Genomic DNA, 14,062 nt, shown 5'->3' with positions numbered 1-14,062 from the left:
AGGGACGTTGAAGACGACGACGTTGATAGGCCGGGTGTGTAAGCGCAGCGATGCGTTGAGCTAACCGGTACTAATGACCCGTGAGGCTTAACCTTACAACGCCAGAGGCGTTTTTGAGAGACGCGATTTTCAGTTTGTGACGGATACGTCTGCGCGGCCCCTGTGGCGGCGCGGAAAACAGATTTGCCTGGCGGCTTTAGCGCGGTGGTCCCACCTGACCCCATGCCGAACTCAGAAGTGAAACGCCGTAGCGCCGATGGTAGTGTGGGGCCTCCCCATGCGAGAGTAGGGAACTGCCAGGCATTATATAAGTGAAGAAGCCCCGCACCGACGTGCGGGGCTTTTTTACGTCTGAATTTTTCTGTTTTAAACTGAAATGCGGTACTGATCCTCTGCATTCCTTCACTTTCTGACTCTCCATTTTCCCTGCCTTTATCGCCAGCAAACCGCTGATTTTTCGATAATTAGCGATGCGGCTCACAATAATAATCTCAGATTAGGCCGCCTTTACCTTCCGTGGACTTAAATGCTTTACTCATACTTTAAACGCTGTTGATCAGCAAGGAACAGAGGTAAGGCATGACACCCACAACAAATAAAATGCAGACGGATGATACAAAAAAGCGTATCTGGGCCATCGTCGGTGCGTCATCGGGTAACCTGGTAGAGTGGTTCGACTTTTATGTCTATTCATTCTTCTCACTCTATTTTGCCCACATTTTCTTCCCGCAGGGCGATACCACGACCCAGCTGCTCCAGACAGCGGGCGTATTTGCGGCCGGCTTCTTAATGCGTCCGATAGGGGGCTGGCTGTTCGGCTATATCGGCGACAAACATGGCCGAAAAAATTCGATGCTGGTTTCAGTCTGTATGATGTGTTTTGGCTCACTGGTGATCGCCTGCTTACCCGGTTATGCCTCCATTGGTGTGGCGGCTCCGGTCATTCTGCTGCTGGCGCGTATGTTTCAGGGCCTGTCGGTAGGGGGCGAGTATGGAACCAGCGCAACCTACATGAGCGAAGTTGCGCTGGAAGGGCGCAAAGGTTTTTACGCCTCATTCCAGTATGTCACGCTGATCGGAGGCCAGTTAGCCGCAGTGCTCACCGTCGTGGTGTTGCAGTTTCTGCTCACCGATGCAGAACTGCGGAGCTGGGGCTGGCGTATTCCGTTCTTCCTTGGTGCGCTGCTCGCCGTTGTTGCGCTCTGGCTGCGCCGATCGCTGGAAGAGACCTCAGATAAAACCAGCCGTGAACATCGCGATGCAGGAAGCGTAATCGGGTTGCTGCGCAATCATACCCGTCCCTTCCTGATGGTGCTGGGTTTCACCGCTGGCGGCTCTCTGAGTTTCTACACGTTCACGACCTACATGCAGAAGTATCTGGTTAACACCTCGGGAATGGATCCTAAGACCGCCAGCGGCCTGATGACCGGCGCACTGCTGGTCTTTATGCTGATTCAGCCCATTATTGGGGCCCTGTCAGATAAAATTGGCCGCCGTACCTCAATGATGATTTTTGGCGCGGGCGCGGCCATCTGTACAGTCCCGATCCTGACCCTGCTGCAAAATGTGCAGAGCCCCGGCGTGGCTTTCGTGTTGATCATGCTGGCGCTGCTAATCACCAGCTTCTACACCGCCATCAGCGGCATCCTTAAAGCCGAAATGTTTCCGCCTCAGGTGCGTGCGCTGGGGGTAGGACTCTCCTATGCGGTCGCCAATGCGATTTTCGGTGGGTCGGCCGAGTATGTGGCCTTACTGATGAAGAAGCAGGGTATTGAGACAACCTTCTTCTGGTATGTCTCCGCGATGGGGGCGGTGGCCTTTGTGGTGTCGCTGTTACTGCATAAGCGCGGGAAGGGAATCAGGCTCTGACGCGATTACTGGCTCAGATTCTAAGGGGCAATGCCGCTGGCTGTACCGGCGGCATCCCGGGTGAAGCTCCAGCCTGAGCCATCCGATCGGCTCTCATATCCATCTTTGCCTGCTCCGGGCCGCAGGATTCACACAGTGCGGCCTCTGAGCGTCAACCTTTTAAAGAATACGGCTGATTAAGCGATCGATACGGATCCGGCGCAGACGGCGGATCAGTTTCCGCACCTTGGCTGGATAATCCGCAATACTTTCGAGTTCACGGAAATGGTTCACGACCGTGGTGTGCTGCCGGATTAACGTCAGCTCCTTCTCACGCTGGACTGCTAACTCCTGATGCGGATCGTGGATCAGCACCGCATTTTCCAGATCGAGTCGCCATGCGCGCGGATTGAGATTATTACCGGTGATCAGCTGCCACTCATCATCCACCCACATCCCTTTGAGGTGATAGCTGTTCTCGCCATCCTTCCACAACCGTACGACCAGCTGTTCGTTGCTGACGTAGTATTGCAGGCGGCTCAGGAAGCGACGCAGGTTAATCTCATAGAGATAAGGCAGCGCACCAATGATCTTGAAGGGCTGATCGGGGGCGATGTAGAAGTCATTGGCGGTTTTATCCCCCACAATGATCTCAACCTGCTTACCCTGACGCAGCAGATGAATGATATTGCGAACCAGCAGCGCAGGCAGGTTGAAGTAGGGGGTGCAGATAATGAGTTTCTGCTCTGCACAGGGCATCAGGTGGAAAATCGTTTTGTTCAGCAGGCTATGCTTACCCAGTCCCACCAGCGGGGTGACCGCCAGCTCTTCGTTACCCGCATTTCCGTCGAACTGATAGTTAAAGCCACGCAGATCCTGACGAAACTGACGCGTTTCATTTTTGATTTCAGGACTGGAAGGGCGTTCAGCCACATCGAGCCGGTTGACCGCTTCTGCTGGCTTAAGGTTGAGATCGATCCAGGCATACATGGTATCGGTCAGCTGAGCATTGCGGATGATCTGGTAGCGGTCATAGCGATATTTATCATGCTGATGCAGATAGACATCATTAATGCTGGCTCCGCTGTAAATCAGCGTGTCATCAATAATGAAGCCTTTCAGATGGAGCACACCCAGCGCTTCGCGGGTATTAACCGGGATGCCATACACCGGAATCGCAATGTCGGCATGGCGGGTCGCCATTTCGCAATACCAGTCAGCGTTAGTGACGCCTCGCGCGGCACCAATGCGTCCACGCTGTGCACGATGCCAGTCAACCAGAATTGAAATATCCAGTTCCGGACGCGCCTGCTTCGCACGGTAGAGCGCATCCATGATGGCGCGCCCGGCGTCATCATTTTCCAGATAGAGCGCAACGATACAGATGCGGGTCTGCGCTGCGGCAATTTTTTCCAGCAGCGTCTCACGAAATTCGGCAGGCGAGTAAAGTGTCGACACATCCGCAACGGATTGTGACAGTTTCGGCAACTGTGCGAGGTGTTGTTGGTGTTTATTACGTTTGAATTTAGACAACATCACAGTGCACTTCTTCTCTGTTCATTGCATGGCCTTTTGCCATCAAATCAGGGTTATAACCATAAATAATAACATTAACTCCGTCGACCCGAACCTTTTTTACCTTTCTCTACAAGGTTAGTTGATCCCCTCCTGTAAAGGCAATTTCAGGCTGACAATACCGTCATCCAGTTGAATATCAACATGAAAGTTAAGTTTTCGTGCCAGCGTAATCATGCCCCGGTTATGGGGCATGGTGATACCGTTTAATTGTTGCAAGCCGTGATGGCGCGTATAGCGGATCATCTTTTCCAGCAGGCGGCGCCCCATACCCAGCCCTTTGAGGTCTGAACGCACCAGCACCGAGAACTCGGCGTCGATGTTATCGGCATCTGAGATAGCGCGCGTGACGCCGATGATCTCAGGGTGTCCCTGATGCTGACGCACGGCCACAATCGCCATCTCACGGTCATAATCGATTTGCGTCATGTTGGCGAGGTCTTCATGGGTAAACTCATTGATTTCGCTGAAGTAGCGGTAGTAGAGATCCTCTTTCGTGACCTGGCTGATAAAGTCGCGCAGCAGGGGTTCATCTTCAGGCAGGATGGGACGGAACAGGCAGAACTGCCCATCTTTTAATTCGACCTGCTCTTCCAGATGCTGCGGATAAGGGCGGATAGCCAGCCGTGCTTCATTGTCACCGTGGAAGGGGACCAGCGTCAGGGTGACGTCCAGCAGGGTAAAATCACTACCCGCTGCCAGCAGCGGATGGATATCGAGCCGATCGATTTCCGGGCAGTCGACCACCAGGTTTGAGACCTGCACCAGCAGCTGACTTAACCCGGCGATATCCAGCGGATTCAGGGCGCTGCGGCTGCGGATTTTTCCGCTCTTGATTGCCTGAATCACCAGATAGCGCGCCAGCGTCATGTTGAGCGGCGGCAGCGCAACGGCGGCCTGTTTGTCAGCCTGCCACTCGACGCCGCCTTCGCCCAGCATGATGATCGGACCAAACAGTGCATCCTGTTCGACCACAACCCGCAGCTCCTGTGCGCCCGCACGGCTTGCCATGCCCTGAACCAGTAGCCCTTCAATACGCGCCTGCGGCAGCGTCTGCCTGACCCGATCGAAAATGGCTTCGGCGGCGCGCTCCACTTCACTGGCATTGCGCAGGTAGAGCATTACCCCCTGCACCTCCGACTTATGCGCGATATCGGGTGAACGCAGCTTGAGCGCGACCGGATAGCCAATCTGGTCGGCAATCGTTACGGCCGACGCGCTGTCGCTGGCAATCCAGGTCGGCAGCGTGGTCAGCCCGTATGCCTGAAGAACCGGCTGCACTTCGTGCGTATCCAGCGCCGTGATCCCGCGCGCCAGGGCCTGGGAGAGTAACTGGTGAACATGCGCGCTATCCTGCGTCAGCGTCGCGGGGAGGGCAGGGGTTTCGCGCAGCTGCTTCTGGTTACGCCGGTATTCAACCTGATGCATAAACGCGGTGACGGTGCCCTCCGGCGTGCGCCAGGTGGGGATTCCCGCTTGGGTAAAGGCGCGTCGTGCCGCCTGCGAAGAGAACTCTCCGCTCCAGTTAGTCAGCAGGGTTACCCGCTTACCGCGCGGGTGACGGGCAAGGGTTTCGATAAGGTGGCTGGCCGTTTCGGTAGGGGGCGCAACCGCGCTTGGCGCATGAATAATCATCAGCGCATCAAAGTCATGACTGTCGAGCAGGATCTCCACACAGGCGGCATAGCGCGCGGGCGTTGCATCATCCTTTAAGTCGAGCGGATTGCCCCGGCCCGCGCCTGCGGGCAGCAGCGCCTCCAGCTGCTGACGGGTCTGTTCGCTGAGCTGTGCCAGTTTGCCGTTGCGGGCATAGAGCTCATCCAGCGCCAGCGCAGCAGGGGCGGCACCATTACTGACGATCATCAGCCGGTCACCCCGCAGCGGCCGCATATGACTCAGCGATTCCACCGCAGAGAAGAGTTCATGGGTATCCTGCACCCGTAGCAACCCGGCACGCTGAATGGCGGCATCCCAGGCCGCATCCAGGCCGCTGTGAGTGCCGAGCAGCGCCTGCGCTTCACGGCTGCGACCGCTCTTAATCACCAGAATCGGCTTGTTGCGGGAGGCACTGCGCGAGGCGGAAACGAAACGGCGTGCGTCACTGAGGTGTTCAAGGTAGAGCAGAATGGCGCTGGTTTTACCGTCGCGCGCCAGGAAGTCGAGCAGGTCGTCGACATCGGTGTCCAGGCTGTCACCCAGCGCGATAAACCAGGAGAACCCGAGGTTACGCTGCTGCGCCCAGTCGAGAATGGTATTCGAGACGGCGGCGGACTGGGAGATAAAGGCGAGTCGGCCTTTGGCTATCGGCACCGGTGAGAAGCTGGCATTTAATCCCTGCCAGGGGGCCAGCAGGCCAAGACTGTTTGGTCCCAGCAGGCGTATCTGCCACTGACTGGCGCACGCTTTAAGTTCAGCAGACTGGCTGGCGGGGGCCGAAAGGATGATGCAGGCCTTGCAGCCTTTTTCGCCGAGCTGTTGCAGCAGCGCAAGGTTGCGCTTTGAATGGGTGCAGATGACCGCCAGATCCGGCGCGAAAGGCAGGCTGTCGATGGTGGGCCAGGCCAGGACACCGCTGACCGCCTTATATTTCGGCGTCACCGGCAGCACCGGTCCGCTGAATCCGCCCGCCAGCAGGTTTCGCATCATAAAGTAGCCGGCGCGCCCCGGCGTCACCGAGGCACCAATAACCGCAATGGATTTAGGTCGTAACAGCGCTTCCAGCCCACGTTGACTCATCGCGTCCTCCAGAGTTCAGGATTTGCGTGATTGTAAACGCTTTTTGCGGGCCGTGCTTTCGGGCAGATCGCAGCCTGAGCATCCGGCCGCGCAGGCCTCAGGCAACCGGTGAGAAGCGGGGCGGGTTAATCCTGCCCGGCATGATGCGGTTTGCCCGCCAGGTAGGCGGCACGAAAGCGATCAAAATGGTGAGATAACGCGTCTGCCGCAAGCCTATCGCCCGCCTGCTCCAGCAGCGCCGCGGCGACTTCGGCGGTACAGTGCTGACCTGCGCCATGGGCTTCGCGTAGCGTGTAACGCGAAGGGGTAGTGACATTCAGCGACATGACCGGCAGGGCATCGAGCCAGGGGCTTTTGCGGAACATTTTGCGCGCTTCGGTCCAGGTGCCATCCAGCATAATAAACAGCGGCGGTTTCCCCTGCGCGGGCGGCGAGGTCAGCACCTCCCGGCCCGGATCGGCATAGCTGGCCGGAAAGACCACCAGCGGCTGGTAATCGGGGTTGCGCACAGCCGCCAGCAGCAGCGGATCGGGCTCGGTGCGTGACCAGCCGAAGGCCTGGGTGTCGGGCAGAATATCGGCAATCAGACGGCCGGTGTTGCTCGGCTTCATCGGCTCGGTATCAAACATCACCAGACAAAAGCGGCTGCGGGCGGCTTGCGGGACGATCTGGCTGCAGAGACAGCTGGCCTCGGGCAGCAGGCAGCCCTGGCAGCGAATGACCCGGTTTCCGCGCGCGAGGAAAGGACGGGTCGCGCGGGCGAGACGTTGGGTGCGCAAGCGCAAAACAGCATTATCAGACATGAGTATTCAGGGCAGGAAAAACGTCAGTGTAATCGAAGCGCAGGCGAAAAGGAAAAGGCCAGCCGGGCTGGCCTGGGAAGATTAAAGGGATTCATCCAGCCATTCGTTAAACGGCGCTTTGGGCATGGCACCGTTCAGCATGTCGACCCGCTCGCCGTTTTTAAACAGCATGATGGTCGGGATACTGCGAATGTTGAAGCGGGCGCTCAGCGCCGGTTCCGCTTCGGTGTTCACTTTAATGAAGCGCACTTTACCGCTGCGCTCACTGGCGACATCTTTAAAGACCGGCGCAAAGTTGACGCACGGACCGCACCACGGCGCCCAGAAATCAATCACGACGGGCAGGTCGTCCTGAAGATATTTGTCGAAGGTCGCGGCGGTGGCGTTGACCACTTCACCGTCGAACAGTTCGCTTCCACAGCGTCCGCATTTCGCCGCATCGGCAAGGCGCTCTTCGGGAACGCGATTAGTTGCCTGGCAGGAAGCGCATACCGTATTCATAGGAACCTCTGAAGTTGGAAAGTGTCAGTCTGGTAATTATTGTCCATTATGAAAGGGGAGCGATTTACCCTCAATCTGGATCGCTCTATAGGTTCAATAGTTGATAGCTAAGCGCCGGCACATCAGGTAATCTGCGCGCTCTCAATGCAGGAGGAAGACATGAACGACGAATTTAAAGGCAAAAGCGGTAAGGTTAAGGTGATGTACGTGCGTGGCGAGGATGAAAAGAGCACATCTAATCCTCGTACAGGCAAAGGTGGTTACGCTGCCGCCCGCCAGGATGATAATCGTCGTTCATCGGGTTCCCGCACAGAACGTAGCCAGGAAGGCGGCCGCTCTGCGGGTCGTCGCAGCGACGACAGCGGACGCAGCGGTTCAGCGCGCCGCGACGAAGGCAGACGGGGTGCGCCACGCCGCTCGGGTGAGGGTTCAGGCCGTCGCAACGAGCGCTCCGACGATCGTAGCTACGGCAGCAGCGACTCCCCATGGCGGACCGTGTCACGCGCGCCTTCTGCCGATCGCACCGCGGCGTCAGAAAGCGACAAGCCGGATCACGGTGGCATCAGCGGCAAGAGCTTCGTCGATCCGGAGCAGATTCGCCGTCAGCGTAACGAAGAGACGCGCGTCTATGGTGAGAACGCCTGTCAGGCCCTGTTCCAGAGCCGTCCGGAAGCGATTGTCCGCGCCTGGTTTGTGCAGGAAGTGACACCGCGTTTCCGCGAAACCCTGCGCTGGCTGGCGGCCAACCGCAAAGCCTATCATGTGGTTGAAGATGCCGAGATCACCAAAGCCTCCGGCACTGAGCATCATGGCGGCGTCTGCTTCCTGATCAAAAAGCGCATGGGTATGGCGGTTTCTGAGTGGCTGGGGCAGGCGAATGCCAAAGATTGTGTACTGGCACTGGAAGATGTCAGCAACCCGCATAACCTCGGCGCAATCATGCGCAGCTGCGCGCACTTTGGCGTGAAAGGTCTGCTGGTCAACGACGCCTCTCTGCTGGAGTCCGGTGCGGCGGTGCGAACCGCAGAGGGCGGAGCCGAGCATGTGCAGGCGATCAGCGGTGCCACCTTCAGTGAAGGTCTGGAAGCGTTTCGCAAAGCGGGTTACACCATCGTCACCACCTCCAGCCATCAGGGTACGCCCCTGGCTCAGGCTGAGCTGCCGGAAAAAATGGTGCTGGTGTTAGGTCAGGAGCGCGAAGGTCTCTCTGACACGGCGTTTCAGCAGGGGGATATGAGCGTGTCGATTGGCGGCACCGGCAACGTCGAGAGCCTTAACGTCTCGGTTGCTACCGGCGTGCTGCTCGCCGAATGGTGGCGTCAGAACGCATAAAAAAAACGGGCCGAAAGGCCCGTTTTGCTTTGTCTCATCAGTGCGCGCCGCCGCCACCGCCGCCCGCGCCAAACGGCGGACGGGCAAACCAGATCAGCACCAGCAGGATCAGAAACACCCCCGCCGACGCCCAGAAAATTTCATTCGCTGAAATAATCAGTCCCTGGTTAGTGATCTGCTGCGCGATCCAGGCTGACGCCTGTTGCTGCGTCATCCCCATGCCCTCCAGCTGGCTGTACATCTGCTGCGAATTGACGTTGTACGGGGTAATCGACTCCGTCAGATAGCTGTGATGCATTGACTCGCGATTGGTCCACATGGTGGTGGTAATCGACGTACCCACTGACCCGGCAAAGGTTCGCAGGAAGTTTGACAGGCTGGAAGCGGCCGCCAGACGCTCCGGGGGAAGGCCCGACAGCGTGATGGTGGTCAGCGGCATAAAGAAGCAGGCCACGGCAAAGCCCTGAATAAACTGCGGCCAGGCGGAAGCGCCGAAGTCCATACCCGGTTCAAACGTCCAGGCGCGCCAGTAGAAGCAGACCGCATACATAATGAAACTGAAGGTGACCAGCCGTCGCATGTCGAGCTTGTGGGCGAAGCGACCGATAATCGGCGACAGGATCACGGGGATGATCCCCACCGGCGCAGAGGCCAGACCGGCCCAGGTCGCGGTATAGCCGTAGACCTCCTGCAGCAGCTGCGGCAGCAGCACAATCGAGCCAAAGTAGAGCATGTAAGCCAGACTGATCGACAGGCAGCCGATAGTGAAATTGCGCGACTTAAACAGCGACAGGTCGATGATCGGATGATCGTCCGTCAGCTCCCACACCAGCAGCACGGAGAGCGCAATCACGGCCACTACCCCCAGCACGATGATCTCCGTCGAGCTGAACCAGTCGAGCTCTTTCCCGCGATCGAGCATCACCTGCAGACAGCCGATCCCGACGACCAGCAGCACCAGACCGACCGTATCGATGGGACGGATTTCGGTTTTGGTTTCCCGGCCACGCAGCGTCTGCAGCGTCAGCATCACCACCACCGCACCAATCGGTACGTTGATGAAGAAGATCCAGCCCCAGTGATAGTTGTCGCTGATCCAGCCGCCCAGAATCGGGCCGCAGATCGGCGCTACGATCACCGTCATCGCCCACAGCGACAGCGCGATACTGCGTTTAGCGGGCGGATAGTTACTGAGCAACAGACTTTGCGACAGCGGGATCAGCGGACCCGCCACGATCCCCTGCAGGATACGGAAGAAGATCAGCATCTCCAGGCTCTCTGACATGCCGCACGCCCAGGAGGCGACAGCAAACAGAATGGTCGCCCAGGTAAAGAGCTTCACTTCACCGATGCGTCTGGCCAGCCAGCCGGTCAGGGGGATCGAAATCGCATTGGCTACGCCAAACGAGGTGATCACCCAGGTTCCCTGCGAGTTAGACGCGCCCAGGTTTCCGGCAATGGTGGGGATAGCCACGTTGGCGATGGTCGAGTCCAGCACCTGCATGAACGTGGCCAGCGACAGCGCCACGGTCATCAGGACCAGCGGCATCCCTTCAAGCGGTTTTTGTGCCATTACAGCCTCCGCGCCATCATCCGGCGTTGGCGCGGACGATATCGGTGATCAGTTTATTGACCGGCGCAAGGTCAATCGCCAGGGCGTTGCTGCTGTAAGCGGCCTGCTGACGAACGCTATTCGCCAGCGTAATGCCCTCTTTGCTGGTGGTATCGATCTTCACCAGCGTTGAGAGGCCAATACGCAGCGGATGTCTGGCGATATCGTCCTGATTCAGTTCGATTCGCACCGGCAGGCGCTGAACCACCTTAATCCAGTTACCGGTGGCATTCTGGGCGGGCAGCAGCGAGAAGGCGCTGCCGGTGCCCATATCCAGACCGGCGACTTTGCCGTGATAGACCACATCATCACCATAGATATCAGCCACCACGGTAGCGGGCTGGCCAATACGCACGCCAGCCAGCTGTGTCTCTTTAAAGTTGGCGTCGACCCACAGATTGGTTGCCGGAACAACGGCCAGCAGCGGGGTGCTGGTGGAGATTTGTGAACCCACCTGAACGCTGCGACGGGAGACATAACCGTCCATCGGGCTGCGGATGTCGGTTCGCTGCAGGGCCAGCCAGGCGTCACGCAGTTCAGCGGCGCTCTGCTGCACCGCAGGCTGATTTTCCAGCGTGGTATTGAGGATCATCGCCTGATTGGCATTGTATTGCTGAACGGCAACGTCCAGCTGCGCTTTGGCGGTCGCCACGGCGTCGCGGGCGTGCTGCAGCTCTTCACGGCCAATCAGATTAGCGGCACCTAGGGGCTCCCGGCGTTTCAGGTCAGCCTGCGCCTGGGCCAGAGCGGTCTGCTGCAGGGTGATGCTGGCTTCATACTGCTTACCGTTGATCATCAGCTGATGCGTCTGACGCACGCTGGTGGCGAGGGCCGTCTGCGCTTTTTCAAACGCCTGCTCGGCATCGGTCTTATCCAGGGAAACCAGCACATCGCCTTTTTTGACGTAGTCGGTATCTTCAAACCAGACTTTATTGACGCTGCCGGAGACCTGGGCCATCACCTGCACCTGATTACCGGCAACGTAGGCATCATCCGTTTCCTGAAAATGGCGCAGTACCAGGAACCAGTAAACACCCCAGGCAATCCCAATCAGCACAAAGATCAGCGCCAGCACAATGAGCACACCTTTGCGCTTCTTCTTTTTGTTGCTGACTGACGGTTGCGGGCTCTGTGCTTCTGCCGTTGCACTCATGTCTTTCTCCACGTATTCCATTGAGTCGGGTAGGGGCAGGGATCCCTGTCCGCCGGCGCCCGAGTCGAAAAAGCCAGCGACTGAGCGCTGGCCAGATAAAAAAGGAACTTAAAATAACGATTCCGACAGGTGATTGTGTCGCACTTATTGCTATCAGCGGGACAGTGAGGCGATCAGCTGATCTTCATCCATTTTGTCGAGGCGATTAAGCAGCTTGCGGGTAATCCCTTCCAGCTGCGACTTCTCATCAACCGACAGCGAAGACCAGAGATATTGCAGGCTCTGATGCTGCGGGGGCAGCAGCTGACGCAGGAACTCCATGCCTTTGTCGGTCAGATGCAGGTGCAGGCAGCGGCGGTCGTGATCGCTTTCGCGACGCTCAATCCAGCCGCGTTTTTCCAGCTCATCAGCAATGCGCGTAGCATTGGTGCGTGACGAGCCGAGGGCCGAGCTGAGTTCCGAAGGCTGAATGCTGTGATTTTCCTGAGCATCCAGCGTGATCAGCGCCATAAACAGGGTTTCGTTGATCCCCTGTGCTTTCAACATCTTATTACGATTGTCCAGCAGTTTACCCTGCATATGCATACAGAGACGCGTCAGGATAATTTCCTGTAACGGAAAATCCTTATGGCGATTGGCACGGATGTTTAGCATCTGCTCAATGGGAGTAAACGAACTTTCCATTAAAAAAAACCTCACTAATTGCAACTTGTATAATAACTATGGTGACAGGCTAAGCGTAGTCACTTTTCGGCAGGTGATCGCTGACCGACGCACGCTGCACCATTAAAGGTGTTCCAGGCCATTCCCTGGCCCTGGGTCAAAAACCCGTCCGCCCGGCGGCAGCCGCAGTGCCAGAGCGTTATCAAAAAGGGGGCAAATTTAATAATATCGCGAGGAAAAATAACTGAAGTGAATAGGTTTGCTGCTAACCATAACAAACCTAACCATTTGTGACCAGATGCAATCCGCTTTCCGGACAGAGTTCAGTGAATTTTTCGGGTTCAGCATGCGATCCGCCGGCTCCCACCCGACCCGGCAGGCCGATTTCACCCTCTGAGACGTGACAGGGTGCTCCGGCGAGGCTGACAGAGAGGAAAGAGTGCTGAGCAATCGTATGAGCAGGGGCTGAACGTCGTCGTTGCTGCCCACGCAGAGGCCGGTGGCTACCGACTGCGGGAGCACTGAAACGGGCGTCAGACCCTGACGGGGCGCAGGCATAAACCGTGTCGTTCGCTAATAATCATATGAGGTTAATAATAACTCAAAAAACTATTTCACACGCATGTTTATTAGCAGGCCAGACCAGTCATAACAAGAGGTTTAAACCTCGGTAGAGGATTTACGGGTGACGTTATGCGAATAGGCTCAGGAAGCATACGCCTTTCGCAAAGACGCAAAAGATGCCATCCATGGCATGCTCAGCGCGGGCCATCCCTGGCCCGCTATGCTTTGCTACAGGCGTATGCTCCCATCGCTTTAAGTTTTGGCGCCGTCTGAATGAAGAAACGCTTTCAGATCACGACCACCTGCCCGCCATCAGAAGTTCCAGTCCTCATCTTCCGTCTCAACCGCCTTACCCATCACATAGGATGAGCCCGAACCGGAGAAGAAGTCGTGGTTTTCATCTGCGTTGGGTGACAGCGCTGACAGAATGGCCGGATTCACCGCCGTCAGCTCCGCCGGGAACAGCGCCTCGTAGCCGAGATTCATCAGGGCCTTATTGGCGTTGTAGTGCAGAAAGGTCTTCACCTCCTCCACCCAGCCGACCTCACCATACAGCGCTTCGGTATAAGCCACTTCATTCTCATACAATGCCAGCAACAGATCGTATGCGAACTGCTGCAGCGCTTCGCGGCGCTGATCGTCCACCGTCGCCAGCGCCTGCTGGAACTTGTAGCCAATGTAATAACCGTGCACCGCCTCATCACGAATAATCAGGCGGATCAGATCCGCGGTGTTGGTCAGCTTGCCGCGACTCGACCAGTACATCGGCAGCCAGAAGCCGGAATAGAACAAAAACGACTCCAGGAAAACGCTGGCGATTTTCTTCTTCAGCGGATCGTCGGCCTGATAGTGTTCCAGAATGATGCGCGCCTTGTTCTGCAGCGGCGCATTCTCTTCGCTCCACTGATAGGCGGCATCCACATCCTGCGTGTTGCACAGGGTTGAGAAGATGGAGCTGTAGGAGCGGGCATGCACCGCCTCCATAAAGCTGATATTCGACAGCACCGCCTCTTCATGCGGGGTTATCGCATCGCCCATCAGTCCCGGCGCACCGATCACGTTCTGAATGGTATCCAGCAGCGTCAGACCGGTAAAAACCCGGATGGTCAGCTGCTGCTGCTGTTTATCCAGCGTCTGCCAGGCAGGCAGGTCGTTGGAGAGCGGCACTTTCTCCGGCAGCCAGAAGTTGCTGGTGAGGCGGTTCCAGACCTCAAGATCTTTCTCATCCTGAAGACGGTTCCAGTTAATGGCCTGAATCTGTTTAAGTTGCATAGT

10 protein-coding genes and 2 rRNA genes are annotated in these 14,062 nt (G+C 57.2%); 4 read left to right on the top strand and 8 right to left on the bottom strand.

The window, feature by feature from the left end; translation table 11 throughout:
* The 3 genes from HFD92_RS16540 to HFD92_RS16530 all read left to right on the top strand — a co-directional run.
* Positions 1-95: ribosomal RNA gene (locus HFD92_RS16540) — 23S ribosomal RNA — on the top strand; the annotation flags it as partial.
* A 91-nt stretch (positions 96-186) separates the two neighbouring features.
* Positions 187-302: ribosomal RNA gene (gene rrf, locus HFD92_RS16535) — 5S ribosomal RNA — on the top strand.
* A gap of 277 nt (positions 303-579) precedes the next feature.
* Positions 580-1,869 (top strand): MFS family transporter, encoded by a 1,290-nt coding sequence (locus HFD92_RS16530; RefSeq protein WP_009088534.1) that lies wholly within the window; start codon positions 580-582, stop codon positions 1,867-1,869.
* Between the two features lie 159 nt (positions 1,870-2,028).
* Here HFD92_RS16530 and pssA read toward each other — a convergent pair whose 3' ends face one another.
* The 4 genes from pssA to trxC form a co-directional block, all read right to left on the bottom strand.
* Positions 2,029-3,384, bottom strand: a complete 1,356-nt coding sequence (pssA, locus tag HFD92_RS16525; protein ID WP_058957954.1) for a CDP-diacylglycerol--serine O-phosphatidyltransferase — start codon at positions 3,382-3,384, stop codon at positions 2,029-2,031.
* 117 nt (positions 3,385-3,501) lie between these two features.
* The gene (locus tag HFD92_RS16520; protein WP_167429278.1) at positions 3,502-6,159 is read right to left on the bottom strand and encodes a bifunctional acetate--CoA ligase family protein/GNAT family N-acetyltransferase; all 2,658 of its coding nucleotides are present in this window, start codon (positions 6,157-6,159) and stop codon (positions 3,502-3,504) included.
* Between the two features lie 125 nt (positions 6,160-6,284).
* Positions 6,285-6,962, bottom strand: coding sequence for a tRNA-uridine aminocarboxypropyltransferase (locus HFD92_RS16515; protein WP_046102408.1), 678 nt, complete (start codon positions 6,960-6,962; stop codon positions 6,285-6,287).
* Positions 6,963-7,043: 81 nt separating this feature from the next.
* Positions 7,044-7,463: a thioredoxin TrxC gene (trxC, locus tag HFD92_RS16510; RefSeq protein WP_009088541.1), complete on the bottom strand. Its 420-nt coding sequence runs from the start codon at positions 7,461-7,463 to the stop codon at positions 7,044-7,046.
* A gap of 159 nt (positions 7,464-7,622) precedes the next feature.
* Here trxC and HFD92_RS16505 point away from each other — a divergent pair, with 159 nt between their 5' ends.
* On the top strand, positions 7,623-8,795 hold the full coding sequence (locus HFD92_RS16505) for a tRNA/rRNA methyltransferase (RefSeq protein ID WP_167429277.1): 1,173 nt from the start codon (positions 7,623-7,625) through the stop codon (positions 8,793-8,795).
* A 37-nt stretch (positions 8,796-8,832) separates the two neighbouring features.
* Here the strand turns inward: HFD92_RS16505 and emrB are convergent, their stop codons facing one another.
* From emrB to nrdF, 4 genes are all read right to left on the bottom strand, one after another.
* Positions 8,833-10,368: a multidrug efflux MFS transporter permease subunit EmrB gene (emrB, locus tag HFD92_RS16500; protein WP_009088545.1), complete on the bottom strand. Its 1,536-nt coding sequence runs from the start codon at positions 10,366-10,368 to the stop codon at positions 8,833-8,835.
* 16 nt (positions 10,369-10,384) lie between these two features.
* Positions 10,385-11,560, bottom strand: coding sequence for a multidrug efflux MFS transporter periplasmic adaptor subunit EmrA (gene emrA, locus HFD92_RS16495; protein ID WP_167429276.1), 1,176 nt, complete (start codon positions 11,558-11,560; stop codon positions 10,385-10,387).
* Between the two features lie 153 nt (positions 11,561-11,713).
* The gene (mprA, locus tag HFD92_RS16490) at positions 11,714-12,244 is read right to left on the bottom strand and encodes a transcriptional repressor MprA (RefSeq protein ID WP_003850381.1); all 531 of its coding nucleotides are present in this window, start codon (positions 12,242-12,244) and stop codon (positions 11,714-11,716) included.
* A gap of 855 nt (positions 12,245-13,099) precedes the next feature.
* Positions 13,100-14,059, bottom strand: a complete 960-nt coding sequence (nrdF, locus tag HFD92_RS16485) for a class 1b ribonucleoside-diphosphate reductase subunit beta (RefSeq protein WP_111209037.1) — start codon at positions 14,057-14,059, stop codon at positions 13,100-13,102.
* Positions 14,060-14,062 lie beyond the last annotated feature (3 nt).

Origin of the sequence: Pantoea sp. EKM101V, from assembly GCF_011800325.1 — a bacterium.
GTDB lineage: Bacteria > Pseudomonadota > Gammaproteobacteria > Enterobacterales > Enterobacteriaceae > Pantoea > Pantoea anthophila.
The sequence above is the reverse complement of the archived record's forward strand: the minus strand, read 5'-3'. Positions and strand labels throughout refer to the sequence as shown.